General features: G+C 68.7%; 23 protein-coding genes and 1 tRNA gene. 12 read left to right on the forward strand and 12 right to left on the reverse strand.

The features are described from left to right. Positions 1-221: 221 nt before the first annotated feature. Entirely contained in the window at positions 222-728 is a 507-nt protein-coding gene (locus P2T62_RS03025) for a DUF7382 domain-containing protein (RefSeq protein ID WP_420028407.1), read from the reverse strand. 32 nt (positions 729-760) lie between these two features. Here P2T62_RS03025 and P2T62_RS03030 point away from each other — a divergent pair, with 32 nt between their 5' ends. Genes P2T62_RS03030 through P2T62_RS03045 form a run of 4 tightly spaced genes read left to right on the forward strand, consistent with a single transcriptional unit; the run spans position 761 to position 3,482 of the window. Then, positions 761-1,171: a fluoride efflux transporter FluC gene (locus P2T62_RS03030; RefSeq protein WP_276260015.1), complete on the forward strand. Its 411-nt coding sequence runs from the start codon at positions 761-763 to the stop codon at positions 1,169-1,171. Further along, complete coding sequence (gene crcB, locus P2T62_RS03035; protein ID WP_276260016.1) at positions 1,168-1,515, forward strand: fluoride efflux transporter CrcB; 348 nt, start codon at positions 1,168-1,170, stop codon at positions 1,513-1,515. Before P2T62_RS03030 ends, crcB begins: the two co-directional genes overlap by 4 nt. A 48-nt stretch (positions 1,516-1,563) precedes the next feature. Beyond that, entirely contained in the window at positions 1,564-2,433 is an 870-nt protein-coding gene (locus P2T62_RS03040; protein ID WP_276260017.1) for a cyclase family protein, read from the forward strand. Next, positions 2,430-3,482 (forward strand): fumarylacetoacetate hydrolase family protein, encoded by a 1,053-nt coding sequence (locus tag P2T62_RS03045; RefSeq protein ID WP_276260018.1) that lies wholly within the window; start codon positions 2,430-2,432, stop codon positions 3,480-3,482. The genes P2T62_RS03040 and P2T62_RS03045 overlap by 4 nt, the downstream gene beginning before the upstream one ends. 9 nt (positions 3,483-3,491) lie before the next feature. Here the strand turns inward: P2T62_RS03045 and P2T62_RS03050 are convergent, their stop codons facing one another. The 3 genes from P2T62_RS03050 to P2T62_RS03060 form a co-directional block, all read right to left on the reverse strand. Beyond that, the gene (locus P2T62_RS03050; protein ID WP_276260019.1) at positions 3,492-4,067 is read right to left on the reverse strand and encodes a HalX domain-containing protein; all 576 of its coding nucleotides are present in this window, start codon (positions 4,065-4,067) and stop codon (positions 3,492-3,494) included. A gap of 144 nt (positions 4,068-4,211) precedes the next feature. Then, positions 4,212-4,628: a group I intron-associated PD-(D/E)XK endonuclease gene (locus P2T62_RS03055; RefSeq protein WP_276260020.1), complete on the reverse strand. Its 417-nt coding sequence runs from the start codon at positions 4,626-4,628 to the stop codon at positions 4,212-4,214. 79 nt (positions 4,629-4,707) lie between these two features. Beyond that, positions 4,708-4,780: transfer RNA gene (locus tag P2T62_RS03060), tRNA-Asp, on the reverse strand. 352 nt (positions 4,781-5,132) lie between these two features. Between P2T62_RS03060 and P2T62_RS03065 the strand changes: the two genes are divergently transcribed. The 5 genes from P2T62_RS03065 to rpoA2 all read left to right on the forward strand — a co-directional run bounded on the left by P2T62_RS03065 (position 5,133) and on the right by rpoA2 (position 13,049). Next, complete coding sequence (locus P2T62_RS03065) at positions 5,133-5,363, forward strand: DNA-directed RNA polymerase subunit H (protein ID WP_276260021.1); 231 nt, start codon at positions 5,133-5,135, stop codon at positions 5,361-5,363. A 2-nt stretch (positions 5,364-5,365) separates the two neighbouring features. Continuing rightward, positions 5,366-6,931, forward strand: a complete 1,566-nt coding sequence (locus P2T62_RS03070) for a DNA-directed RNA polymerase subunit B'' (protein WP_276261670.1) — start codon at positions 5,366-5,368, stop codon at positions 6,929-6,931. Between the two features lie 66 nt (positions 6,932-6,997). Beyond that, positions 6,998-8,824 (forward strand): DNA-directed RNA polymerase subunit B, encoded by a 1,827-nt coding sequence (rpoB, locus tag P2T62_RS03075; RefSeq protein WP_276260022.1) that lies wholly within the window; start codon positions 6,998-7,000, stop codon positions 8,822-8,824. Between the two features lie 6 nt (positions 8,825-8,830). Beyond that, a complete protein-coding gene (locus P2T62_RS03080; RefSeq protein ID WP_276260023.1) occupies positions 8,831-11,803 on the forward strand; it encodes a DNA-directed RNA polymerase subunit A' in 2,973 nt (990 codons plus the stop codon). Further along, positions 11,796-13,049, forward strand: coding sequence for a DNA-directed RNA polymerase subunit A'' (gene rpoA2 / locus P2T62_RS03085; protein ID WP_276260024.1), 1,254 nt, complete (start codon positions 11,796-11,798; stop codon positions 13,047-13,049). The genes P2T62_RS03080 and rpoA2 overlap by 8 nt, the downstream gene beginning before the upstream one ends. Positions 13,050-13,141: 92 nt before the next feature. Here the strand turns inward: rpoA2 and P2T62_RS03090 are convergent, their stop codons facing one another. The 3 genes from P2T62_RS03090 to hisG all read right to left on the reverse strand — a co-directional run bounded on the left by P2T62_RS03090 (position 13,142) and on the right by hisG (position 16,141). After that, positions 13,142-13,594 (reverse strand): hypothetical protein, encoded by a 453-nt coding sequence (locus P2T62_RS03090; protein WP_276260025.1) that lies wholly within the window; start codon positions 13,592-13,594, stop codon positions 13,142-13,144. Positions 13,595-13,724: 130 nt separating this feature from the next. Next, on the reverse strand, positions 13,725-15,200 hold the full coding sequence (gene tatC / locus P2T62_RS03095; protein WP_276260026.1) for a twin-arginine translocase subunit TatC: 1,476 nt from the start codon (positions 15,198-15,200) through the stop codon (positions 13,725-13,727). Positions 15,201-15,250: 50 nt separating this feature from the next. Beyond that, positions 15,251-16,141 (reverse strand): ATP phosphoribosyltransferase, encoded by an 891-nt coding sequence (gene hisG, locus P2T62_RS03100; protein ID WP_276260027.1) that lies wholly within the window; start codon positions 16,139-16,141, stop codon positions 15,251-15,253. 130 nt (positions 16,142-16,271) lie between these two features. Between hisG and P2T62_RS03105 the strand changes: the two genes are divergently transcribed. The 3 genes from P2T62_RS03105 (at position 16,272) to P2T62_RS03115 (ending at position 19,433) form a co-directional block, all read left to right on the forward strand. Continuing rightward, positions 16,272-17,642, forward strand: coding sequence for a TIGR00341 family protein (locus P2T62_RS03105; protein ID WP_276260028.1), 1,371 nt, complete (start codon positions 16,272-16,274; stop codon positions 17,640-17,642). A gap of 44 nt (positions 17,643-17,686) precedes the next feature. Beyond that, the gene (locus P2T62_RS03110; RefSeq protein ID WP_276260029.1) at positions 17,687-18,499 is read left to right on the forward strand and encodes an SIMPL domain-containing protein; all 813 of its coding nucleotides are present in this window, start codon (positions 17,687-17,689) and stop codon (positions 18,497-18,499) included. A 115-nt stretch (positions 18,500-18,614) separates the two neighbouring features. Further along, positions 18,615-19,433 carry an SIMPL domain-containing protein gene (locus P2T62_RS03115; RefSeq protein ID WP_276260030.1) on the forward strand — a complete coding sequence of 273 codons (819 nt, stop codon included), beginning with the start codon at positions 18,615-18,617 and terminating at the stop codon, positions 19,431-19,433. Positions 19,434-19,539: 106 nt separating this feature from the next. Here P2T62_RS03115 and P2T62_RS03120 read toward each other — a convergent pair whose 3' ends face one another. The 5 genes from P2T62_RS03120 to P2T62_RS03140 all read right to left on the reverse strand — a co-directional run bounded on the left by P2T62_RS03120 (position 19,540) and on the right by P2T62_RS03140 (position 24,690). After that, complete coding sequence (locus tag P2T62_RS03120) at positions 19,540-20,151, reverse strand: DUF7529 family protein (RefSeq protein ID WP_276260031.1); 612 nt, start codon at positions 20,149-20,151, stop codon at positions 19,540-19,542. A gap of 166 nt (positions 20,152-20,317) precedes the next feature. After that, on the reverse strand, positions 20,318-20,707 hold the full coding sequence (locus P2T62_RS03125; RefSeq protein WP_276260032.1) for a DUF7555 family protein: 390 nt from the start codon (positions 20,705-20,707) through the stop codon (positions 20,318-20,320). After that, positions 20,697-22,031: an ABC transporter ATP-binding protein gene (locus P2T62_RS03130; RefSeq protein ID WP_276260033.1), complete on the reverse strand. Its 1,335-nt coding sequence runs from the start codon at positions 22,029-22,031 to the stop codon at positions 20,697-20,699. Before P2T62_RS03130 ends, P2T62_RS03125 begins: the two co-directional genes overlap by 11 nt. Then, the gene (locus P2T62_RS03135; RefSeq protein WP_276260034.1) at positions 22,028-23,137 is read right to left on the reverse strand and encodes an ABC transporter ATP-binding protein; all 1,110 of its coding nucleotides are present in this window, start codon (positions 23,135-23,137) and stop codon (positions 22,028-22,030) included. Before P2T62_RS03135 ends, P2T62_RS03130 begins: the two co-directional genes overlap by 4 nt. Then, positions 23,137-24,690, reverse strand: coding sequence for an ABC transporter permease (locus tag P2T62_RS03140; protein WP_276260035.1), 1,554 nt, complete (start codon positions 24,688-24,690; stop codon positions 23,137-23,139). The genes P2T62_RS03135 and P2T62_RS03140 overlap by 1 nt, the downstream gene beginning before the upstream one ends. Position 24,691 lies beyond the last annotated feature (1 nt).

A 24,691-nucleotide genomic window follows, 5' to 3' on the forward strand; every position in this document is an offset into this window, starting at 1 on the left:
GCGAGCAGTTCTTGAACGCCCCCGGCGGCTGCGGTCGCGCGCCTCGCTGTGCTCCTCGGGGTCCGGGCGTGTGGCGCTCACTGCGTTCGCGCCATTCCGGGCGTTCCCTGCGGTGCTTGCGTCGTCGTGCTTCCCGCAGCCGCCGGCCCCTTTCAGTCCCGCCCTGTGGCTGGCTCGGCCGAGCGATGGCGGTCGGCTGGCTCGGCCGAGCGTTCGCGCGTTCACCCCTGCACCACGAGCAGCACGGTGTTCCCGCGCCGGTCGACGTACGGGCTTCCGGCGGGTGGTTTCACGTCGAACTCGACGGTCCCCTCGGCCTGGTTGGCCCCCAGTTTCGGGTCGAGCCGCATCCTGACCGTGCCGTTCCGGTCGGTCTTCGCCACCCGTGGCCCGTCGAGGCGGGCCGAGCCGCTCCGGGCGACGACGGTCGCGTTCGCTACCCCGCCGCCGTCGGGGTCCACGACGCGGACGGTCACGTTCGTCTCGCCGGGGGCGGTGACCTCGGGGTGGGGGGCCACGTCGAGTTCCGTCACGCCAAGCCCCGACAGGCCGGACACCATGTTCAGCATCACGCCGAGGCTGGCGACGCCCACCACCAGCGCGATGACCAGCCGGACAGGGAGCCCCTCGATGCCGCGGTCGTCCTCGGAGAGTCGTCTCGTTCGCACGGGGCGGCTGGTGCGGCATCCGGTTTGAACCTTCGTGGGCCCGCCGCACGGATTCCACATCCTACAAGCGGTCTCGCGTGCCGCGTTCGGGCATGAGCGAGCGCCTCGGCCGGCTGGAACCGTTCCTGCTCATCGCGGCCGGCGGATTCGTCGGGGCCGCGCTCCGGTTCGCCGTCGCCGAGGCCCTGCCGGCCCAGGCGCTCCCGTGGGGCACCCTCGCGGCCAACGTCGCCGGGGCCTTCCTCCTGAGTCTCCTCCTCTACGAGAACCGGCTCGTCGGGAGCCTCGGCCCGGAGACACGACTCGTCGTCGGTACCGGCTTCTGCTCGTCGTTCACGACGTACTCGACGTTCGCCGTCGAGACGGCCGCGCTCGCCGGGCTCCCCGGCATCGGCGCGGGTGCCGGGATGCCGATGCTCGCCGTCGCCAACGTCGCGCTGAACTACGCGCTCGGCTTCGCCGCCATCGGTCTCGGGCAGGTCGTCGCCCGGGTGCTAGCATGACCGACCCGACGCTGCTGGTGGGCCTCGGCGGCGTCGCCGGCGCGCTCGCGCGCCACCTCCTCGGCGAGCGCATCGAGGAGGCCACCTACGACACGCTGGCGGTGAACGTGATCGGCTCGTTCCTGCTGGGCGTGCTGGTCGCGGTGCCAGTCGGGAGCGACCTGCTTCTCCTGGCGGGGACGGGCTTCTGCGGCGCGTTCACGACGTTCTCCTCGTTCGCGTACGAGACGGTCCGGCTGGCCGAGGGTGGCTACGGCTGGCGGGCGGTGCGGAACGCGGTCGTGAACCTGGTCGGGGCGCTGGTGGCCGTGGGGCTCGGGACGGTGGTGGCGGGCCTGCTCTGAGAACCCGCCGGGCCAACCTATACGGTCCAGCCACCCGCACTCCACCCGATGCTCTCGCTCGCGGACGCCGAACTCGTCGACCTGAGTATCGGCCTCGAACCCGGGGCGGCCAGCGAGCCCTGGCCCCCCGACGTGGAGTACTTCGACCACGCCGACGGCGCGCAGTTGCTCTCGGAGAACCTGCAGGGACTGGGCTACGACGTCGACGCCGAGGACTTCCCCGACGGCCAGGGGCTCGCCTGGGAGGAGGTCCACGCCATCCCCCACACGGGGACCCACCTCGACGCGCCGTGGCACTACGGCGCCGAATCCGGCGGCGAGCCCGCCCGGACCATCGACGAGGTGCCCCTGGAGTGGTGCCGCGGGAACGCCGTGGTGCTGGACGTGCGGGACATCGAGCCCGGCGCCGAGATCACGCCCGACGACATCGACGCCCGCCTCGACGCGCTGGACCACGACCTGAGTGCGGGCGAACTCGTCTTCCTCCAGACCGGCGCCGACGAGCTGTGGGGCGAGGCCGCCTACCTCCAGCAGTTCCCGGGGATGGGCGCCGCGGCGACGAAGCACCTCGTCGAGCAGGGCGTACGGGTCATCGGCACCGACGCGTACGGGTTCGACAAGCCGTTCGCCGAGATGGGCCGCCGGTTCGCGGACTCGGGCGAGGACGCTGAACTGTGGCCGGCCCACTTCGCCGGGCGGGAGGTGGAGTACTGCCAGATCGAGAAGATGGCGAACCTCGACCGGCTCCCCCGGAGGACGGACGTGCCGGTGGTCTGTTTCCCCGTCAGCATCGAGGGTGCCTCGGCGGGCTGGGTCCGCCCGGTGGCGATGTTCGAGCCCGGGACGCTCGCCGATGGCGGCGACGAACTCGCGACCGACGGTGGGATGAGGGTCGGGGACGGAGGTGGTTCCCGATGAGACTCGCTACCATCGAGGTCGAGACGCCGGTCGGCCGCGAGCGCCGGCTCTGTGTCCGCGACGAGGACCGCGCGGAGACCGACCCGGGGTCGCTGGTCGACGTGACCAGCGGCTACACGTGGCTCTTGGAGCGTGACGGCGAACCGGCTGCCCGCGAGCACGCGGCCGCGGTGACGCCATCTGACATACGCGAGTTCCTCCGCCGAGGGGACCGGGCACTCGACGCTGCACGCGAGGCACTCGATGGCGTTCCCGCTCCCGGCGACACCGACGGGTCGGCGGCACGGGCCGACGGTGATGCCGGCGAGCACGTCCGAACCGAGGACGGCGCTCGCGTCCGGTTCTCCCCCGCCGAGGACGGCGTCCGTCTGCTCGCCCCGATTCCCCGACCCAACACGCTCCGCGATTTCATGGCCTACGAGGAGCACGTCCGCAACACGCTGGGCGAGCCGCCCGCGGTCTGGTTCGACATCCCCGTCTGCTACAAGGGGAACCCCGATACGGTGGTCGGCCCGGGCGACACGGTGGCGTGGCCCGACTACTCCGACCTCTGGGACTACGAACTCGAACTGGCCGCGGTGATCGGCAAGCGGGGCACCGACCTCGATCCCGACGAGGCCGACGACTACATCGCGGGCTACACCGTGTTCAACGACTTCTCCGCGCGGGACACGCAGGGCGAGGAGATGGACGCGAACCTCGGTCCGGCGAAGGGGAAGGACTTCGCCAACGCGCTCGGCCCCTACCTCGTCACGGCGGACGCGTTCGACCCGACCGCGGCGACCATGACCGCCGAGGTCGACGGCGAGACGTGGTCGGAGGGCACCCCCGGCGAGATGCACCACTCGTTCGCCGACATCGTCGCGCACGTCTCGGACAGCGAGCCGCTCCACCCCGGCGACGTGCTCGGCTCCGGTACCGTCGGCGAGGGCTGTGGGCTCGAGCTCGGGCAGTTCCTCGAGGACGGCGCGACCGTGGCGCTGGAGGTGGAGGGTATCGGTCGGCTGGAGAACACGGTCGTCGCGACGGACGAGGGGGACGGCGGGTAGGACGAACGCTCAGTTCTCGGAGAGCTTCCGGAACGCGACCTCGAAGTCGTCGCTGTCCAGCTCCGTCGCCGTCCGGTCCAGCTCGGACTGGAGCGCCTCGATGCGGGCCTCCAGCTCCCGGTACTCCTCGCTGCTGGAGAGCTCCTCCTCGCTCTTCTGGGTCACGAGCGCCGCGCGCTTCGACACCAGGGCGTACAGGTCGCGGAGCTGGCTGTCGTAGTCCGCCCGGGAGAACAGGTTCGAGACCGCGGCCAGCAGCTCGTCGCGCAGGATGGGCTTGACGAGGTAATCGTCGAAGCCCATCTCGATGATGTCGAAGTCGGGCTCGACGGCCGTCACCATCGCCACCTGGCAGTCGTACCCGGTCTCGCGGATGTGCCTGAGCACCTCGTCGCCCGACATCTCGGGCATCAGCCGGTCGATGAGCGCCACGTCGATGTCCTCGTCGAACGCCTCGATGGCCTCGTTCCCCCCGTAGGCGACCCGGGTCTCGTGCCCCTCGTCGAGCCACGCCGCGTACAGGTCCGCCAGGTCGGGCTCGTCGTCGACCACCAGCACCGTCCGGGTGGCGTCGTCTGCGGTCATCGCTCACCCCCCCGCGCCGCTCGTCCCCGGGCGCCTACCACCGAGTTCTGTCGACACCGGGTCACGTCGGTCATCACTACACCGACCGTATTGACTCGGGAATCTTATAATTGTGGTCGGGGGCCAGGGACGAAGTGGTGCAGGCTACTGCGGTATTTCGTCGCCCAGTTCGTAGGACTCCGCCCAGTTGATACGTGGATGGTCGATATCTGCCGAGAAGCGGAGCTCCATCTTCTGCTCGGTTGCCTCGTTGACGTCGACCCAGTAGAGCGTCTCCTCAGCCGGGTATCTGACGATGAACGCGTCGATCTCCCCCTCGTACGTCTCCTCGTGATAGCTCCCATCCCTCGTCGTCTGTGAGTGCGTGTTGAATCGGATGGTCTCCGGTTTGTTCGACCAGGCGGTCTTGCACTGGATACGGTACAGTGCTTCACCGTCATCGAGTACGAGGTCGTACTTGTCGTTGTCACCGAACGGAACCGAGACGCTGTAGCCCCGTGTTACGAGCTCCTGCAGGACGTATGCCTCGGTCTCGTCACCTCTGTCCTTGCTGTTCCTCACGACAGCCTGGACTGCATCGCCGTCGGCGAAAAGGGTTGGCCGAAGCGGCCGCTCGGGCTTCGATTCGCGGAGAGGAAAGCGCCCGGAGCGGGATTTGAACCCGCGTCACAACCGTGACAGGGTTGTATGATGGGCCACTACACCATCCGGGCGTGCAACTCTTCGTAGCCCGGTTTTCGACTTAAGGCTTTCCAACCTGTGACCGAGTCGTCCCGTGATACCGCGACGCATCGGTGGTGTGTGGGCGTGGCACAGGAATCGGACGGCGACCGATGAACGGTGGGGACACGGTCGGTGTGAGGTGTGTTCGCAACGTCGTCATGTTTTTAGTACTCTCGCACGTTGGGAGAGCATACGCTGCCCCTGGCGGGGCACCCGGTCGGCGGCCCACCGGGGGCCGGACCGGTGACGCGTAGCGGTAGCCGTCGCGTTCAGCAACGCTTATTATCGGCCCGCCGATAACTGGCTGTAGTATCTCGTGACCGTGTTCTCACCCGCCCACCCATGGTAGACGTAACCGACCACGAACTCGTTCCGGAGCACGAGCTTCTCGATGAGGAGGTCCTCGAGGAGGTGCTCGACGAGTACGACATCGACCGCACCGACCTGCCGAAGATCAAGCGCCGCGACCCCGGCCTCTCGGCCATCGACGCCGAGCCGGGCGACGTGGTGAAGGTGACCCGTGATTCCCGGACGACAGACCAGGCCATCGTGTATCGACTGGTGGTAGAATGAGCATGGACAGAGAGACCCGTCGGACGATCTCGCGACAGTACTTCTCCCGTGAACGCCTGGCCGAGCACCACTTCCGCTCGTTCAACGCGTTCCTCAACAGCGGGATGCAGGAGGTGGTCGACGAGAAGGAGACCATCGACACCGACATCGGCGACAAGGAAGGGCAAGAGCCCGTCCGCGTCGACCTGGGCAACGTCCGCATCACGACGCCGCGCGTGCGTGAGGCGGACGGCTCCGAGGAGCTGCTCTACCCGCAGGAGGCCCGCCTGCGGAACATCACCTACTCCGCGCCGGTGTTCATGGAAATGACCATCGTGCGCGGGGGCGAGGAGGAGGAGGAGCACATCGTCGACCAGTCCGAGACGAAGGTCGGCCGGATGCCGATCATGATCGGCTCGGACAAGTGCAACATCGCGGACTTCAGCCACGAGGAGCTCATCGAGATCGGCGAGGACCCCGCCGACCCCGGTGGCTACTTCATCGTCAACGGCTCCGAGCGCGTCCTGATGACGAGCGAGGACCTCGCGCCGAACAAGATCCTCGCCGAGTACGACTCGAAGTACGGCGACGAGATCCAGGTCGCGAAGACGTTCAGCCAGCGCCGGGGCTACCGCGCGCTGGTGCTCTGTGAGCGCAACCGCGAGGGCCTGCTCGAGGTCTCGTTCCCGTCGGTCTCGGGGAGCATCAACTTCGTCACGCTCGTGCGGGCGCTCGGCCTCGAATCCGACGAGGAGATCGTCCACCGGGTCAGCGACGACCCCGAGGTCGTGAAGTTCATGCTGGAGAACCTGGAGGCCGCCGAGGTCGAGACGACCGAGGAGGCCATCGAGAAGCTGGGCAAGCGCGTCGCCAGCGGCCAGGGGAAGAACTACCAGCTCAAGCGCGCCAACTACGTCATCGACCGCTACCTCCTGCCGCACCTCCACGAGGAGGGCGTCGACGAGGAGGAGGTCCGCATCAACAAGTCCTACTACCTCTGCCGGATGGCCGAGGCGTGTTTCGAGCTCGCGCTCGGGCGGCGCGACTCCGACGACAAGGACCACTACGCCAACAAGCGCCTCAAGGTGAGCGGCGACCTGATGAAGGACCTGTTCCGGACGGCGCTCAACAAGCTGGCACGCGACGTGAAGTACCAGCTCGAGCGCGCCAACATGCGCAACCGGAACCTCTCGGTGTCGACCGTCGTCCGTTCGGACGTGCTGACCGAGCGCCTCGAGCACCCCATCGCGACGGGGAACTGGGTCGGCGGGCGCTCGGGCGTGAGCCAGCTGGTCGACCGCACCGACTACATGGGTGTCCTCTCGCACCTGCGCCGGCTCCGCTCGCCGCTCTCGCGGAGCCAGCCCCACTTCGAGGCGCGTGACCTGCACGCCACCCAGTGGGGGCGCATCTGTCCTTCCGAGACGCCGGAGGGGCCGAACTGTGGGCTGGTGAAGAACTTCGCCCAGGCGATGGAGCTGAGCCAGAACGTCGAGGACGAGATCGAGCTCAAGCGCGAGCTCGCGACGATGGGCGTCGAGGGCATCCCCGGTGTCGAGACGCCGGGCACCCAGCCCGCGGACGACTGACACGATGCAGGACACGAGCACGGTGGCGGCACACCCGAACACGCGAACGCGGCACACCAACACGACATGAGTCAGGGACGAGAAGCCAAGGTCTACGTGAACGGCAGTCTGGTCGGAACGCACCCCGAGCCCCGGGAACTCGCGGACAACATCCGCGAGGCCCGGCGGCGCGGCGAAATCAGTGACATGGTCAACGTCTCGGTCAAGGGACGCACCAACGAGGTCATCGTCAACGCGGACGCCGGCCGGGCCCGGCGCCCGCTGCTGGTCATCGAGGACGGCGAGCCCCTCGCCAGCGAGGAGGAGGTCGAGGCGATGAAGGAGGGCGAACTGGCGTTCGAGGACCTCGTCGAGCGGGGCTACGTCGAGTTCATCGACGCCGAGGAGGAGGAGGACATCTACGTCGCCGTCGACGAGACGGATCTCACCGAGCAGCACACCCACCTCGAGATCGACCCGCAGCTCATCTTCGGTATCGGCGCGGGGATGATCCCCTACCCGGAGCACAACGCGAGCCCGCGGATCACGATGGGGTCGGGGATGATCAAGCAGTCGCTGGGGCTGCCGAGCGCGAACTACCGTATCCGGCCGGACACGCGCCAGCACCTGCTGCACTACCCGCAGCTCTCGCTGGTCAAGACCCAGACGACCGAGCAAATCGGCTACGACGAGCGCCCGGCGGCACAGAACTTCGTCGTCGCCGTCATGTCCTACGAGGGGTTCAACATCGAGGACGCGCTGGTCCTGAACGAGGGTAGCGTCGACCGCGCGCTCGCTCGCTCGCACTTCTTCCGGACCTACGAGGGCGAGGAGCGCCGCTACCCGGGCGGTCAGGAGGACCGCTTCGAGATCCCGGACGACGAGGTGCGTGGCGCCCGCGGCGAGGACGCCTACACGCATCTCGACGAGGACGGCCTGGTCAACCCCGAGACGCGCGTCGGCGAGAACGACGTCCTGCTCGGGAAGACCTCGCCGCCGCGGTTCCTCGAGGAGCCCGACGACATGGGTGGCCTCTCGCCGCAGAAGCGCCGGGAGACGAGTGTCACGATGCGCTCGGGCGAATCGGGCGTCGTGGACACGGTCACGCTGATGGAGGGCGAGGACGGCTCGAAGCTCTCGAAGGTCTCCGTGCGCGACGAGCGTATCCCGGAACTCGGGGACAAGTTCGCCTCCCGACACGGCCAGAAGGGTGTCGTCGGTCACATCGCCCCCCAGGAGGACATGCCGTTCACGCAGGAGGGCGTGGTGCCGGACCTCATCCTCAACCCGCACGCGCTGCCGTCGCGGATGACGGTCGGTCACGTGCTGGAGATGCTGGGCGGCAAGGTCGGCTCCCTGGAGGGCCGACGTGTCGACGGTACCGCCTTCACGGGCGAGGACGAGGAGGAACTCCGTGAGGCACTGATCGACCGCGGTTTCAAGGACTCCGGGAAGGAGGTCATGTACTCCGGGGTCACGGGCGAGCGTATCGAGGCCGAGATCTTCGTCGGGACCATCTTCTACCAGAAGCTCTACCACATGGTCTCGAACAAGATCCACGCCCGCTCGCGCGGCCCGGTGCAGGTGCTGACCCGTCAGCCGACCGAGGGCCGTGCCCGCGAGGGCGGCCTCCGTGTCGGGGAGATGGAGCGCGACGTGCTCATCGGGCACGGCGCGGCGCTGGCGCTCAAGGAACGGCTGCTGGACGAGTCCGACCGCGAGCAGATCTACGTCTGTGCCCAGTGTGGCATGACGGCGGTCGAGAACGTCGAGCAGCGCCGGGTCTACTGCCCCAACTGCGGCGAGGAGACGGACGTCCACGAGGTGGAGATGAGCTACGCGTTCAAGCTCCTCCTGGACGAGATGAAGGCGCTCGGCATCGCCCCGCGCGTCGAACTGGCGGACGCGGTCTAATCCACTATGTCAACAGGCCAATCCCCCAAGGAGATCGGGTCGCTCAGCTTCGGGCTGATGGACCCCGAGGAGTACCGCGAGATGTCGGCCACGAAGGTCATCACGGCCGACACGTACGACGACGACGGGTTCCCCATCGACATGGGGCTGATGGACCCCCGGCTGGGCGTCATCGACCCCGGGCTGGAGTGCAAGACCTGCGGCAAGCACAGCGGCTCCTGTAACGGCCACTTCGGCCACATCGAGCTGGCCGCGCCCGTCATCCACGTCGGGTTCTCGAAGCTCATCCGGCGCCTGCTGCGCGGGACGTGCCGGGAGTGCTCGCGGCTCTGCCTGACCGAGGACGAGGCCCGCGAGTTCCGCTCGCGGCTCACCCGAACTCGCCAGCTCGGTGAGGACCTCAACGACGTGACCAAAGCGGCGATCCGGCAGGCCCGCAAGAAGGACCGCTGCCCGCACTGTGGCGAGGTCCAGTACGACATCCAGCACGAGAAGCCGACCACCTACTACGAGGTCCAGGACGTGCTCCACTCGGAGTACTCCGAGATGGTCGCCGCCGCGATGGAGGGCCGGCCGGTCACGCAGCTCGACGAGGACGAGGACACCGAGCGCGAGCCGATGCCGCCCCAGGAGCTCTCCGAGGAGACCGGCATCGAGGTCTCGCGCATCAACGAGATCCTCTCGGCCGAGTTCCGGCCGAAGGAGGACATGCGCAAGAAGCTGGAGAAGGCCCTCTCCATCGACCTCACCGAGGAGGACATGAACAAGCTGATGCCCAGCGACATCCGGGACTGGTTCGAGGACATCCCGGACGAGGACATCGAGACGCTGGGCATCGACCCCTCGAAGTCCCGACCGGAGTGGATCATCCTGACCGTCCTGCCGGTCCCGCCCGTGACGGCGCGCCCGTCCATCACGCTGGACAACGGCCAGCGCTCCGAGGACGACCTCACGCACAAGCTGGTCGACATCATCCGCATCAACCAGCGGTTCATGGAAAATCGTGAGGCTGGTGCGCCCCAGCTCATCATCGAGGACCTCTGGGAACTGCTCCAGTACCACGTGACGACGTTCATGGACAACGAGATCTCGGGCACGCCGCCGGCCCGGCACCGCTCGGGCCGCCCGCTGAAGACGCTCTCCCAGCGCCTGAAGGGCAAGGAGGGCCGCTTCCGTGGCTCGCTGTCCGGCAAGCGTGTCAACTTCTCCGCCCGGACCGTCATCTCGCCGGACCCGACCCTCTCGCTCAACGAGGTCGGCGTCCCCGAGCGCGTGGCCAGCGAGATGACCCAGACGATGAACGTCAACGAGCGGAACCTGGCCGACGCTCGCCGGTACGTCTCCAACGGCCCCGAAGGGCATCCGGGTGCGAACTACGTCCGGCGGCCGGACGGCCGCCGACTCAAGGTCACCGAGAAGAACTGCGAGGAGCTCGCCGAGAAGGTCGAGCCCGGCTGGGAGGTCGCACGTCACCTCATCGACGGCGACATCGTCATCTTCAATCGGCAGCCGTCGCTCCACCGGATGTCCATCATGGCCCACGAGGTGGTCGTGATGCCGTACAAGACGTTCCGCCTGAACACGGTCGTCTGCCCGCCGTACAACGCCGACTTCGACGGCGACGAGATGAACATGCACGCGCTCCAGAACGAGGAGGCGCGTGCCGAGGCACGGGTGCTGATGCGGGTCCAGGAGCAGATCCTCTCGCCCCGCTTCGGCGAGAACATCATCGGCGCCATCCAGGACCACATCTCCGGGACCTACCTCCTCACCCACGAGAACCCGCACTTCAACGAGACGCAGGCGCTGGACCTGCTCCGGGCGACCTCTATCGACGAACTGCCCGCCTCCGACGGCGAGGACGAGGAGACCGGCGAGCCGTACTGGACCGGCCGCACGGTCTTCTCGGAGCTCCTGCCCGACGACCTCGACCTGGAGTTCACCTCCAGCGCGGGCGACACGGTCCTCATCGAGGACGGCCAGCTGACGGAGGGGACCATCGACGAGGACGCCGTCGGGGCGTTCGGCGGCGAGATCGTCGACACCATCTGCAAGCTCCACTCGAACACCCGCGCGAGGCAGTTCGTCAACGAGGTGGCGACGCTCGCGATGCGCTCGATCATGCACTTCGGGTTCTCGCTGGCCATCGACGACGAGTCCATCGAGCCCGAGGCCGAGGCCCAGATCGACGAGGCCATCGAGAACGCCGAGGAGCGGGTCCAGGAACTCATCTCGACCTACGACGCCGGCGAGCTGGAGTCGCTGCCCGGCCGCACCGTCGACGAGACGCTGGAGATGAAGATCATGCAGACGCTGGGCAAGGCCCGTGACTCCGCGGGTGACATCGCGGAGGACTACTTCGACGACGACAACCCCGCCGTCGTCATGGCGCGCTCCGGCGCGCGTGGGTCGATGCTGAACCTGACCCAGATGGCCGGCTGTGTCGGCCAGCAGGCGGTCCGGGGCGAGCGCATCAACCGCGGCTACGAGGGCCGCACGCTCTCCCATTACCTGCCCGACGACCTGTCGGCCGACGCCCACGGCTTCGTGGAGAACTCCTACCGGAACGGGCTGACCCCGCGGGAGTTCTTCTTCCACGCGATGGGCGGCCGCGAGGGCCTGGTCGACACCGCCGTTCGAACGTCGAAGTCCGGCTACCTCCAGCGGCGGCTGATCAACGCGCTGTCGGAACTGGAGACGCAGTACGACGGCACCGTCCGGGATACCTCCGACACCATCGTCCAGTTCGAGTTCGGCGAGGACGGCACCTCCCCGGTGCAGGTCTCCTCGAGCGACGACAACGACATCGACGTGGAGGCCATCACCGAGCGCGTCATGGACGAGGAGTTCGCGGACGAGGCCGAGAAGGAGCAGTTCCTCTCGCGCGCGGCCGTCGAGACGAACATCTCGGAGCACCAGGACTCCTGGAAGACCGGTCGCACCGCCGGCACGAGCACGGAGGTGGAGTCGGATGACTGACTACGACGTCTCCGACGACGCCGAGGCGCTCGTCGAGGACACCGACCTCCCGCGACGGCTCAAGGACGAGGTGTACGAGGCCATCGAGGGCCGGGACGTGCCCACCGAGAAGGTCGACGAGATCGCCCAGGCCGTCGAGTCACGCTACCTCGAGACGCGTGTCGACCCGCTCGACCCCGTCGGGACGGTGTCGGCGCAGTCCATCGGGGAGCCCGGCACCCAGATGACGATGAACACCTTCCACTACGCGGGCGTCGCGGAGATCGACGTCACGCAGGGGCTGCCCCGGCTCATCGAGCTGGTCGACGCCCGGAAGACCCCGGACACGCCGATGATGACGGTCCACCTCGAGGACGAATACGCGGTCGACCGCGAGCGCGCCCACGAGGTCGTCTGGGGTATCGAGGCCACCCGCATCCTCGCGCTGGGTGACGTGTCCACGAACGTCGCGGACATGATCGTCCGCATCGACCTCAACGAGGATACGCTCCACGAGCGCTGGCCCACGGTCGACGACACCGCCGAGATCGTCGAGGAGATCGCCTCCACCATCGAGAAGAAGCTGGGTGTCGAGACGAGCACGATGGTCGGCACGGACGGGTCGGCCATCGAGTTCGGCCCGGAGGACCCATCCTACCGGGACCTGCTCCAGCAGGTCGAGGAGCTGCGCGACATCGTGTTCAAGGGCATCGACGAGGTGTCCCGGGTCGTCATCCGGAAGGAGGAGATCGAGGACCCCGAGATCGCCGAGGAGCTCGACGCCGAGGAGGAGTTCGTCCTCTACACCGAGGGAAGTGCCTTCGGCGACGCCCTGAAGATCGAGGGTGTCGACGCCTCCCGGACGACGTGCAACAACATCCACGAGATCCGCGCCGAGCTCGGCATCGAGGCGGCCCGCGAGGCCATCATCGAGGAGACGATGAACACGCTCGAGGAGCAGGGCCTCGACGACGTGAACATCCGCCACCTGATGCTGGTCGCGGACATCATGACCAACCGCGGCACCATCGAGTCCATCGGCCGGCACGGCATCTCCGGCAACAAGCAGTCCGTGCTCGCCCGCGCCGCGTTCGAGGTCACGGTCAACCACCTGCTCGACGCGGCCATCCACGGCGAGGTCGACGACCTCAACGGCGTCACGGAGAACGTCATCGTCGGCAAGCCCATCAAACTGGGCACCGGCGACGTGAACCTGCGGATGGGCGCGAAGCAGACCGGCGGGAGCGGCGGCCCGGCCGACGACTGAGCGACTGGCTGACAGACTTCTGTCTTATACCTATCCCCGGGGACGAATACGAGAGATATATGGGAAAATATGGATTTTCTGTTTCAATAGACTCAGCTCGACCCTTCTTCGCCTGATTCGTCCTCATCATCCTCCACGAGTGGGTCAAGCAGCGAGTCCTCATCCCGGAAGTCGACCTCGATGACACGCATCGCGTTGGCGATAGCGACGACGCCGAGGCCAACGGCGGTCAGTAGGGCTCCGTCGTATACGTACGCCAAGACGGCGGCGGCAGCTGCCGAGAGCGTGATTATTCCATAGAGACCTGTTGAGGGTCGAAAGTCAGAGCGGGTGAGGTCAACCACGACGGCACCCAGCGAGGTGACAGACGCGATACCGCCCAAAAGAAGCACCGTCGGAAAGTCGCTGCCGTTTCCGGCCGCGTAGAGAGCCGTCAGGGCTGCTGCGGCGAGCCCGAAGATGAGCAGGAGGTTGCCCTCGGGCGACAGCCGGCCGTCGCGCTCGGGCCCCCGGGGCCCGCCGTCGCCGTCGTCCCCGTCGCTCATACCCGCGGGTCGGCAGCCTGGGGTATGTGCCTTGCGACCCCGGATGGTTCGGTCGGGCGCCGGCACGGGGCGACCGGGGACCGTCGCGTGGCGGTCGACCGGCGTCGAGCGACGGTCGGGCCCCGGCCGGTCACTTCCGCCCGGTCCACTTCGCCAGCAGGAGCGTCCCCTCGAAGAGGACGATCATCGTCGCCGCGACGATGATGGGCGCCATCCCGGTCGGGTCCGGGCTGAACAGGAAGGCCAGGCCGGCGAACGCGCCCCAGAAGTAGAGGCGCTTGCTCGCCATCCATCCCCGCGTGACGATACCCATCATCAGCGCGAGGCTGATGAACAGGGGAATCTGGAAGATGATGGCGAAGCCGCCCAGCATCAGCACCATCAGGTCGAACGTCTCGGTCAGGCCGAACGCGATGACGGTGGCGTCCTCCGAGTAGAAGACGAAGTAGGTGAAGATGGCCGGCAGGACCAGGAAGTGCGCGAAGGCGACGCCGGCCGCCGCGAGGATGAGGCTGGTCGGGACGCTGGCGAGGTAGTAGCGGCGCTCTTTGGGGTAGAGCCCGGGCCGCATGAACAGGTAGGTCTCGTAGACGAACACCGGGAGCGAGATGACGAGCCCCGCGAGCGTGGCCATCTTCAGCCGCGCGAAGATGAGCGCCAGCGGGTTGTAGACGCGGGCACAGGCCGCACCGCCCTGGGCGATGTCGGGGTTGGCTGGGCACTGGGCGAGCTGGCCGGGCAGGTAGGTGAACCAGAGGAAGTTGATGATCCGCTCGGCGAACGGGAAGACGACCGCCGAGACCACCGCCAGCACGACGATGACCACGCCCAGCCGCCGGACCATCTCCTCGATGTGGTCGGCCAGCGGCATCTCCTCGTCGCTGGCCGGCCCGTCCTGGTAGCCCTCCACGGTCGTCGTGGAGGTCGGGTCCGCGTACCCGCCGTCGGACTCCGTCTGACTGGCACCAGGGGCCTCCCCTGCGGCGCCGTCGGCCTCGGCCGGCGGGGCGGCGGGCATCTCGCCCTGGCGGTCGCCCTCGACCGACTGCTCGGGTACGTTCGGGTTCGCGGGGTACGACTCGTCGTCCTCGTCGGGGTCGTACTCCGGCGTCTCCATCTCGACGTCCGGGAACGGGTCCTCCCAGTCCTCGGTGTCCTCGGGCCCCCACTGCTTGTCGGGGTCGCCCGCGGGTTCGAGGTCCGACTGCGAGACCGGCTCCGTGTCCGTCTCGGGGTCGGCGTCGGTGTCGCCCTGCGCGTCGGCATCCGTCTCCGAGGGCTCCTCGGCGTCGGCCCCGTACGGACCGTCGCTGACGCGCTCGTCGGCCGCGGCCCCCGGGTCGTCCTCGGCGTCGAGCGGACGGTCGTCGTCGCCCCCCTCGACGGGCTCGTCGCTCGCATCCGTGGGGTCGTCGCCGTCCTCTTCGGGGTCGTCGACAGCCTCGGACGGCTCTTCGGACTCGTCGACGGGTTCGTCGGTGCCGTCCTCCTCGGACCCGTCGCTGTCGGAGCCGTCGCTCGCTGGCTCGTCGACAGCCTCGGACGGCTCTTCGGACTCGTCGTCGGCGTCGTCCGACGGTGGCCGGTCCGACCCCTCGTCGTCCATCACCGGAACGTGCGGTCCATGCGCTTGTAAGCCTTCCCTCCTCGCGTCCCCTACTCGACCAGGCGCTCGATTTCGGTGACGAGGATGTCCCGTGCACCGGCCTGTTTCAGTCGGGTGATCGTCTCGAACACCTCCCGCTCGTCGACGACGACGTGGACCGCGACGGCCCCCTGTCCGTCGTCGCCCTCGTCCCCGGGCGTCGAGGATGCCCGGCTGTCGACGTCCATCACCGTCGGGCCGCCCATGCCGGGGATGACCTCCTCCACGGCCGCGAGCCGGTCCTTCGGGACGTTCATCATCAGGTAGCGCTTGTCCTCGGCCGCCAGGACGCTCTCGAGCGCGGTCGTGAGCTGGCGGACCTTCTCGTCGTCGGCGCGCGACGGGTTCGCGTACAGTCGCACGGAGGACTGCAGCACCTCCTCGACGACCGCGAGTCGGTTCATCCGGAGCGTGGTCCCGGTGGAGGTGATGTCGACGATGGCGTCGGCCATCTCCACGTGCGGCGTGAGTTCCGTCGCGCCCGACACCTCGACGATGTCCGGGCTCACGTCGGTCCCCGCGAAGAAGTTCCGGGTCACGGTCGGGAACTCCGTGGCGACGGTGCCGCCCTCGAGGTCCGCGGCCTCGGTCACGTCGCCGTCCTCGGGGGCCGCGAGGACGAGCCGGCACTTGCCGAACTCCAGGTCCAATAGCTCCGCGAGTCCCGCGCCGTGTTCGTGCTCGGACACCTGGTCGCGGCCGGTGATGCCGACCGCGGCGGCGCCGTCCGCGACGTAGGCGGGGATGTCGGCAGCCCGGGCGAACAGCACCTGCACGTCCGGATCGACGGTGTCGGCGTACAGCTTCCGGTCGCTCCCGTCCTCGACGTGGAGGCCCGCTCGCTCGAGGAGGTCCAGCGTCGGCTCGTGGAGGCGTCCCTTGTTGGGTACCGCGATGCGCATACCGCCCCCTCGCGGCCGACCGGGGAAGACGTTTCGGGCGGTACCCGCCGGCGGTTCGGGGCGGTGTCGGTCGGTGCCCGCCGCCGGCCGAACCACGAGTACTTATCCGGGGCCCGCGACAGACTCGCCCGTGCGACTCGTCCACGCCTCGCTCCCGCCGGGGACGTACGGCAAGGCCGTCGCGCTCCTCGAGGAGGAGGGCATCGACTACACGGTCACTGAGGAGACCAGCGACCGCTACACGCACGTAGTGAGTTTCCCGCTCCCGACCAACGCCGTCGAACCGGTGCTCGCATCGCTACAGGATATCGGGGTCGACGGGGACGCGATGACGGTCGTGACGGAGGCCCAGGCCGTCACCTCCGGGCAGTTCGAGTCGCTGGAGGAGCGGTTCGCCGAGGAGGAACCCAGCGAGGACCGCATCGCCCAGGTCGAGCTCCGCGAGACCGCCGAGAGCCTCGCCTCCACCCCCGCGACCTACGTCTCCCTGACGGTCGTGAGTGCGGTGGTCGCGACGGCCGGACTGCTGCTGGACTCGCCGGCGACGGTCGTCGGGTCGATGGTCATCGCGCCGCTCATCGGCCCGGCGATGGCCGCTGCCGTTGGGACCGTCATCGACGACGGTGAACTGTTCCGCCGCGGCGTGAAGTTCCAGGCCATCGGCGTCCTGCTCTCGGTTCTGGCGGCGACGGGCTTTGCGTTCCTCGTGGAGGCGACCAACCTCGTCCAGGTGACCGACCCGCGAGCCATCGAGCAGGTTCGGGAGCGGCTCTCGCCGGACTTCCTCTCGCTCGCGGTCGCGCTCGGGGCCGGGACCGCGGGCGCGATCTCGCTCACCACCGGCGTCTCGACCGCGCTCGTCGGCGTCATGATCGCCGTCGCGCTCATCCCGCCCGCCGCAACCATCGGTATCGGCATCGCCTACGGGCTGGAGGCGGTCGCGCTCTCGGCGGGCGTCCTCACGCTGGTCAACCTGCTCTCCATCGAACTGGCGGCGCTCATCGTCCTCTACTACGCCGGCTACGCCCCCGAGGGGTTCCTCCAGGCGAAGGGGGCCCGGATGGCGACCATCAAACGCGTCGGCGCGCTCCTCGTCGCCATCGCCCTCCTCTCGGTCTTCCTCGGTGGCGTCACCTACGACTCCTACCAGCAGGCTCGCACCGAAGACGCGATCCAGACCGCTATCGACGACGCGCTGGTCGAGGAGTACCCCGGGGTCGAGCGCCTCGACGTCGGCATCGACACCAGCCAGCGGTACCTCATCTTCGACCGCCCGACGGGGGTGAGCGTCACGGTCGGGGTGCCGCCGGGGACCGATACGGCCGGACTGGTGACGACGCTCGACGCGACCATCGACGCCGCCGTCGGCCACGACGTCCGGCTGGAGGTCCGCTTCGTCACCGTCGAGCACGCCGAGCGGCTGTCCCGCCCCGCCCCGCCCGCGAGCGGGCCCCACGCGAGCGGCGGTCCCCCCGGCGTCGACGCTCAAACGGGCGTTTGACATTCGACGAGACACTTTTCCCACCCCGTTCCAGGCCGGGATGCATGCGACGCAGCATCGCCGCGCTGAGCCTGGCGGTCCTCCTCGTGACCGCCGGATGCAGCGCCCCGCTCGGACTGACAGGCGCCCCCAGCGATGGGGTGAACCAGAACCCCGACGCCGAACCCGGCGGCGGCGGGAGCCAGCCCGCCGTGGCACCGGCCGACCCGGCCCGGACCATCCAGGTCGCCGCCAGTGGCACGGCCGAGGCCGAACCCGACCGCGCGGTCGTCAGCGTGGCGGTCGTGGCCCGCTCGGACGACATCTCGATCATCCGTGACCGGCTCGCGGCCAACGCCACGGAGATGCGCGAGGCGCTCGCCGAGGCCGGAATCGACGCCGAGCAGGTCGTCACCACCCGGTACGACATCCGGCAGAACTACCGCTACGACCCCGAGCGCAACCCCGACCAGCCCCGCTACCAGGGCCAGCACGCCTTCGCCATCACGCTGAACAACACCTCCCGTGCCGGCCAGACGGTCGTGACGGCGCTGGAGAACGGCGCCAACCGCGTCGAGGGTGTCGAGTTCACGCTCACGGAGGAGACGCGCCGTGACCTCCGCAACGAGGCGCTCGCCGAGGCCGTCGAGGTCGGCCGTACCCAGGCAGAGACCGCCGCCGAGGGAACCGGACTCGACATCACCGGTGTCTCGACCGTCGAGACCGCCGAGACGAGCGTCCGGCCGTACCGCGTCCAGGAGACCGCGGCCTTCGCCGCCGCGGGCGACGGCGGCGGCGCCAGCACCACCTTCGAGGGCGGTACCGTCACCGTCCGCGCCCAGGCGCTGGTCACCTACAACGCCACGAGCACGAACTGACGGCTCCGACCGGGGACAATCGTCCCCCGGAGTCCTATTTTCTCCGTTCAGAACCGCTCAAACGCCCATTTGACGTTCCGCTCGCTATATCTCCGCTGACGGCGTCCGGGACGGTATGTCCACACCGAGACGCTCCGTCGCGGCTGTCGCGACGGCCCTGCTGCTCCTGCTGGCCGGCTGTACAACCTTCAGCGTCGCCGCCGACACCGGTCCTGTCGCAGACCTCCCCGCCGATTCGGCCGCCCTCTCCGACCCGGTCGCCGCCTCGAACGACACCGCGGCCCCGACGGTCCACACGACCGGCGTCGGTGAGGTCTCGGCCGCCCCCGACGAGGCGGTCGTCTCCCTGACGGTCACCGCCCTCGCGCCGACGGCCGCCGAGGCCCGCGAGCGGGTCGCCGCCGACACCGAGGCGGTCCGCACGGCGCTGGCGGATGCGGGCTTCGAGACGGTCGAGACGACCAGCTTCTCGCTCGTCGCCGACTACGACTACACCCGCGACGGCCGCGAGCTGCGCGGCTACCGCGCCACCCACGGCCTGGAGGTGACCACGACGCCCGACCGCGCCGGCGAGGCCGTCGATACCACCATCGCGGCCGCCGAGGAGCGCCGCTCGGGCGAGAGCACCGTCCGCGTCGATGCGGTCCGCTTCGGGCTGACCGACGACGCCCGCGCCGCCGCCCGGACCGCGGCGCTGACGATGGCGACCGAGAACGCCCGTGCCGACGCCGACGCCGTGGCGAGCGCGGCCGGCCTCTCGGTCGACGGCGTCCGGTCGCTGTCGGTCGGCTCCCCTGCGGGCCCGGTGTTCTACTACGACCGGGCGGCCGACGACGGGGGCGCCGAGTCCGGCACCCCGACCACCTTCACCCCCGGCGACGTGACCGTCACCGTCCAGGTGAGCGCGGTCTACACGCTGGCCGACGGGAACTGAGCCGGATAGAGTCCGAGAACAACAGTTAATTTCGTTACCTGGAGAACAAGCTCCCAGTTCTTCGCCCCAGTGATTTACGCGCGAATCATCGAGGCGAGTCTGCAGGTCACTCCGAGTCCGACGGCTCGTCGTCCTCGAGCGCCTCGTCGGGGAGTGTGTCGGCGGGGGTCCCGGTGACCTCGTAGGCGTAGAACTCGTCGGGGTTCGGGAAGAAGCGTTCGGCGTCCTCGTGCTCGACGGTGGCGATGACGGTGCCGTCGCCCTGGCGGATGTGGCTGTACATCTTCTCGGCGGCGGTGGCGGTCCGGACGAGGTCGGCGGCCAGGCGCATCCGGTAGGCCCCCGCGATGAGGAGGATGGCCTCGTTGTCCAGGTCGATGCACTCGGTGGCGATGAAGACGTTGCCACTCGACTGGTTCTGGTAGACTGCGGTCTCGTCGAAGTCGGTCCGTTCGTCGAACTCGGTGACGGTCTCGGCGTCGCTGCTGTCGACAAGGTAGCTCAGCCCCCAGCGGTCCTCCTCGACGTCACCGGGCGCGACCGTCGCGGTGTCGGCCGCGAAGACGGTCAGCGTCTCGTACCCCTCCTCCTCGCGGGCGTCGGCCATCGCCCGGACCTCCTCGATGGTCCGCTTCCATCCGTTCCGGACCACGTCCGGCGCACGGGCGATCCGTTCGAGTTCGTCGGGATTGGCCTCATCAGAGTTCAGGTGGACCATACTGGTGGATTGGCGCCGGCGTGGATAAATGGTGTGTCGGCGGGGGCGCGTCAGATGGCGGGCACGTCTGTCCCGACCGGTTCTGCGGGCGCTCTCACTGGCACGAACAGGTGGGAAGCCCCTGGCCGACCGACCATCCGACCGAGTTCCCCCCGACCCACGACCGTCACCCCGGAACGCCGAGCCCCAGCTCCAGCAGCAGCGAGACCACCAGGACGACGATGCTGCTGACGAACAGCTTGGTGTCGCGGCTGACCCGCTTGTCGTAGGGGAGCCGCTCCTCGACGGGGAGGGTGTCCTGGAGCCGGGCCTCGAACTCGGACTCGGTGTCCCGGCTGGCCGTCACCATCTGCCCGTCGCGGTGGGGTCGCTCGGGCTGGATGGCGAAACTGGCGTAGCCGAACATGAGAATCCCGACGACGAACAGGAACTGCTTCACGGCCGGCAGTCCGCCGATGAGCAGTGCCGGGGTCCCCGCGACGACGACGACCGCGCCCGAGAGCGCGGCCACCCAGGCGACGAAGTCGACGACCCGGAGGACCCGGTCACTCGTCATCGATCCGCCGCTCTATCACCAGCTCGGGATCCTCGTACTCGTCGGTGTGGCGGTGACAGTAGCTCTTCCGACCGGTGTTGCCGATGGGGTGGAAGTCCGGGCGCTCACGGTCACAGATGCCGCCGAACTCGTCGTAGAGCTGCTGGCGTGCCTCGCCGGGGTCGCCGGCCTTCACCTGCTCGCTCGCCTCGTCGACCGCCGCGGCCACCTCGTCGGGCACCTCCAGCTCCCCGAAGAGGTCCTCGACGGCATCGTCGATGTCGTCGTACTTCGAGAACCGGCCCAGTCGCAGCCGGGCCTGGTCGACCAGGCCCAGCTCCTGGCGGGATCGCTCGCGGACGATCTCGCGGAACCGCTCGATGGCGTCCCACACCTCGTCACTCAGGTCGGCGTACTCCTCGGGGTGGATTTTCGCCGGACACCGGGTCGAGAACTGACAGCCGACGGGCGGGTCCCGCGGGCTCGGCGGCGTTCCGGGCAGGGTGATCCGCGTCCGCTCGGCCGTCGGGTCCGGCGTCGGGATGGCCGACAGCAGCGACTGGGTGTACGGGTTCGCGGGGTTCTCGTACATCTCCTCGGTCTCGCCCAGTTCCATGATCTTCCCCAGGTACATCACGGCGACCCGGTCGCAGATGTGCCGGATGACCGAGAGGTCGTGGGCGATGAACAGGTAGGTGAGGTCGTGCTCCTCCTGCAGGTCCTCGAGCAGGGTGATGATCTTCGCCTGGACGGAGACGTCCAGCGCCGACACCGGCTCGTCGAGCACGATGAACTCGGGTTCGAGCGCCAGCGCGCGGGCGATGCCGATACGCTGGCGCTGGCCGCCGCTGAACTGGTGCGGATAGCGGTAGTAGTGCTCCTCGCGGAGGCCGACCTCCGAGAGCAGCTCCAGCGCCCGCTCGCGTCGGTCCTGCTTCGTCTTCCAGCCGTGGGCCGAGAGCGGCTCCACGATGATCTCGCCGACCGTCATCCGGTCGTTGAGGCTGGACTCGGGGTCCTGGAACACCATCTGCGCGTTCTTGCGCCACTGTTTCAGGTCGTCCCCCGACAGCTCGGTGATATCCCGGCCGTCGAACAGGACCCGGCCCTCGGTCGCGTTCTCGAGCTGGATGAGCGTCCGGCCGAGCGTGCTCTTTCCGGAGCCGGACTCGCCGACCAGCCCGAACGTCTCGCCGCGGCGGATCTCGAAGCTCACGTCGTCGACCGCCTTCACCGGCGGGTCTGCGAACATCCCCTCCCCGCCGTAGTACTTCTTCAGGTTCTCGACGTCGACCAGGGTCTCCTGGCTCGCTTCCGTCCGTGCTCTCTCGGTGACCTTGCTCATGGTTTGCTCCCGTCGTCGGTACGACCACGTTCGCGCTCCTCCGCGGCCGCGCGGTGGTGTTCGATGCGCTCCTCCTCGGTCATCCCCTCGGGGTACAGCAGGCAGGAGGCGGTGTGCTCGGAGCCGTCTCCGACCGACACCTGCTGCGGGGGAATCCGGTCACAGGCGTCGAACGCCTCCGGACAGCGGGGCGCGAACCGGCAGTGGTCGGCCGGCGCGTTCGGCGTCGGCACGTCGCCCTCGATGGTCCGGAGCTGCTCGCCGGCGGCGTTCCGCCCGGGGATCGCCTCCAGCAGTCCCTGCGTGTACGGGTGTTTCGGGTCCGCGAACAGCTCCTCGACGGGGGCCTGCTCGACGATCTGACCCGCGTACATCACGTTGACGCGGTCGGCGATCTCCGCCATCACCCCCATGTCGTGGGTGATGAAGATGATCGAGAGGCCGTGTTCCTCCTGCAGGTCCCGCAGCAGCTCGAGGATCTGGGCCTGGATCGTCACGTCCAGGGCCGTCGTCGGTTCGTCGCAGATCAGGAACTCCGGGTCACACGCCAGCATCATCGCGATAACCGCCCGCTGGCGCATCCCGCCGGAGAACTCGTGCGGGTACTCGTTGAGCCGCCGGGCCGCGTCCGGGATGGCGACCGCCTCCAGCAGCTCGACCGCCTTCTCCCGGGCCGGCTCGCCGGTCATACCCCGGTTGACCTCCAGGGCCTCCATGATCTGGTTGCCGACCGTGTAGACGGGGTTGAGCGACTGCTGGGGGTCCTGCGAGACCATCCCGATGCCGCTCCCGCGGATGTGCTGGTACTCCTTCGGCGTGAACTCGGTCAGCTCCTGGCCGTCGAACCGGATGGAGGAGCCCTCCAGGATCTTGCCGGGGGACTCGATCAGCCCCATGATGGAGCGGGCGGTGACGGACTTGCCGGAGCCGGACTCGCCGACGATGCCGACGGTCTCGCCCCGCCGGACGTCGAAGTCGATCCCGTCGACCGCGTAGATGGTCTCCTTGTCGGTGTAGTACACCGTCCGGAGGTCCCTGACCGACAGCAGCGGCTCCTCGTCGGCCTCGACGCTCGCGCCCGCGTCGGCGGGCGACTGGGATGCCATCAGCCACCACCCCCGGCGGCCGTGGCCTCACCGCCGCCGCCGGTGTCGCTCTCGGGGTCGATGGCGTCCCGGAGCCCGTCACCGAAGGCGTTCATCCCGGTCACGAGCAGCACGATCATCGCGCCGGGGATGAACGAGATGTGCCAGGACGGGCCCGAGACCAGGCCCTGGCCCAGCGAGACCGCACGACCCCACGCCGGGGTCGGCGGGCTGATCCCCAGCCCGTTGCCCAGGAACGACAGGGCCGAGAGGCTGATGATGATGCCTCCCGCCGACATGGAGGCGTAGATGAGCAGGTAGCCCATGATGTACGGGAACATGTGCTTACGCATGATGACCCGGGGGCGCTGGCCGAAGCTCTTGGCGGCGTCGACCCAGGCCTCCTGGGCCACCTGGAGGGCCGGACCACGGACCGCCCGCCAGAGGAACGGCCAGATGGTCAACCCGAATATCACCGCCAACAGGAAGCCCCCGTCCAGGATATCGCCGAGCCAGTGGTTGGCGAACACGGCGCTCACCATGATCAGCAACAGCAACTGTGGCACCGCGACGACGCCGTCGGCCAGCGTCAGGATACCCAGGTCGACGGTACCCTTGTAGAACGCCGACACCATCGCCAGCCCGCCGGCCAGGAACGTCCCGAGGCCGATGGCCAGCCCGGTGACGATGAGCGAGATGCGAGCCCCGCCCATCATGAAGGTGAACAGGTCTCTCCCGTTGGTCAGCGTTCCGAACGGGTGGAACCGGCCGTAGTCGTCGTAGGTCATCGGGCCGACGTTGCTGTCCTCGGCGCCGATGGACTTGGAGTTGAAGTTCGCCTCCCCGGCGAAGACGGTTTCGACGGAGTTGGTCTCCTCCGACCAGTACTGGATCTGGGAGTCCTCCGAGTACGGCGAGAGGATGTTCTGCTTGACGGTCGTCGGCCCCATCGCCGGGCCGAACAGCCCCATCGTCAGGAACAGCACCAGCACGATGATGCCGAACTGGCCCCAGCGGTGGCCGCGGAGCTTGTCGATGATGTCGTCGGTGGGCGACCAGTCGGCCTGCCGGTAGTGCTCGCGGAAGACGAGCCAGCCCTGGAACAGCCAGTAGGCCAGGAACAGCGCGTACACCACCACCAGCGTCAGGCGGATGGCCCACGCGTACGGCGGTGCCAGGTTGAGGAAGGTCCCTTCCCAGGCACCGCTTCCCCCGGGCTGGTAGCCCTGGTTGGGGATGAGTTCGCGGCTGAGCAGCGTCGGGATGCCCGTGGTGCCGTCGCGGAGCCCGGAGATGAACCCGGCCGTCGACTGCTGGAACTCCAGCACCGCCCCGGACGCCGACGACGAGAGCGGCTTGAGGGCCTCCTCGATGAGGCCCGTGACGCCGATCAGCGCCGCCTCGACGACCGTGAGGAGGCCGCCGAGGAAGGCCCCCAGCTCGACGAGGACGAGGACCGCCATGACCGAGCCCCACCGGAGTCCCGGTCGGGGGTTCTCGACGATCCGCGACAGCAGCGTCGAGTCGTCTCGCCGCACCGATTCCGCGGCCTGAGTGTTCGTACTGCTTGCCATG

It is taken from the genome of Haloglomus litoreum (genome assembly GCF_029338515.1).
Classification (GTDB): Archaea; Halobacteriota; Halobacteria; order Halobacteriales; family Haloarculaceae; genus Haloglomus; species Haloglomus litoreum.

Bases quoted from the DNA above. Each gene is read 5' to 3' on its own strand.
- P2T62_RS03025 (WP_420028407.1), bottom strand. From the start codon at position 728: ATGTGGAATCCGTGCGGCGGGCCCACGAAGGTTCAAACCGGATGCCGC.
- P2T62_RS03030 (WP_276260015.1), top strand. From the start codon at position 761: ATGAGCGAGCGCCTCGGCCGGCTGGAACCGTTCCTGCTCATCGCGGCC.
- crcB (WP_276260016.1), top strand. From the start codon at position 1,168: ATGACCGACCCGACGCTGCTGGTGGGCCTCGGCGGCGTCGCCGGCGCG.
- P2T62_RS03040 (WP_276260017.1), top strand. From the start codon at position 1,564: ATGCTCTCGCTCGCGGACGCCGAACTCGTCGACCTGAGTATCGGCCTC.
- P2T62_RS03045 (WP_276260018.1), top strand. From the start codon at position 2,430: ATGAGACTCGCTACCATCGAGGTCGAGACGCCGGTCGGCCGCGAGCGC.
- P2T62_RS03050 (WP_276260019.1), bottom strand. From the start codon at position 4,067: ATGACCGCAGACGACGCCACCCGGACGGTGCTGGTGGTCGACGACGAG.
- P2T62_RS03065 (WP_276260021.1), top strand. From the start codon at position 5,133: ATGGTAGACGTAACCGACCACGAACTCGTTCCGGAGCACGAGCTTCTC.
- P2T62_RS03070 (WP_276261670.1), top strand. From the start codon at position 5,366: ATGGACAGAGAGACCCGTCGGACGATCTCGCGACAGTACTTCTCCCGT.
- rpoB (WP_276260022.1), top strand. From the start codon at position 6,998: ATGAGTCAGGGACGAGAAGCCAAGGTCTACGTGAACGGCAGTCTGGTC.
- P2T62_RS03080 (WP_276260023.1), top strand. From the start codon at position 8,831: ATGTCAACAGGCCAATCCCCCAAGGAGATCGGGTCGCTCAGCTTCGGG.
- rpoA2 (WP_276260024.1), top strand. From the start codon at position 11,796: ATGACTGACTACGACGTCTCCGACGACGCCGAGGCGCTCGTCGAGGAC.
- P2T62_RS03090 (WP_276260025.1), bottom strand. From the start codon at position 13,594: ATGAGCGACGGGGACGACGGCGACGGCGGGCCCCGGGGGCCCGAGCGC.
- tatC (WP_276260026.1), bottom strand. From the start codon at position 15,200: ATGGACGACGAGGGGTCGGACCGGCCACCGTCGGACGACGCCGACGAC.
- hisG (WP_276260027.1), bottom strand. From the start codon at position 16,141: ATGCGCATCGCGGTACCCAACAAGGGACGCCTCCACGAGCCGACGCTG.
- P2T62_RS03110 (WP_276260029.1), top strand. From the start codon at position 17,687: ATGCGACGCAGCATCGCCGCGCTGAGCCTGGCGGTCCTCCTCGTGACC.
- P2T62_RS03115 (WP_276260030.1), top strand. From the start codon at position 18,615: ATGTCCACACCGAGACGCTCCGTCGCGGCTGTCGCGACGGCCCTGCTG.
- P2T62_RS03120 (WP_276260031.1), bottom strand. From the start codon at position 20,151: ATGGTCCACCTGAACTCTGATGAGGCCAATCCCGACGAACTCGAACGG.
- P2T62_RS03125 (WP_276260032.1), bottom strand. From the start codon at position 20,707: ATGACGAGTGACCGGGTCCTCCGGGTCGTCGACTTCGTCGCCTGGGTG.
- P2T62_RS03130 (WP_276260033.1), bottom strand. From the start codon at position 22,031: ATGAGCAAGGTCACCGAGAGAGCACGGACGGAAGCGAGCCAGGAGACC.
- P2T62_RS03135 (WP_276260034.1), bottom strand. From the start codon at position 23,137: ATGGCATCCCAGTCGCCCGCCGACGCGGGCGCGAGCGTCGAGGCCGAC.
- P2T62_RS03140 (WP_276260035.1), bottom strand. From the start codon at position 24,690: ATGGCAAGCAGTACGAACACTCAGGCCGCGGAATCGGTGCGGCGAGAC.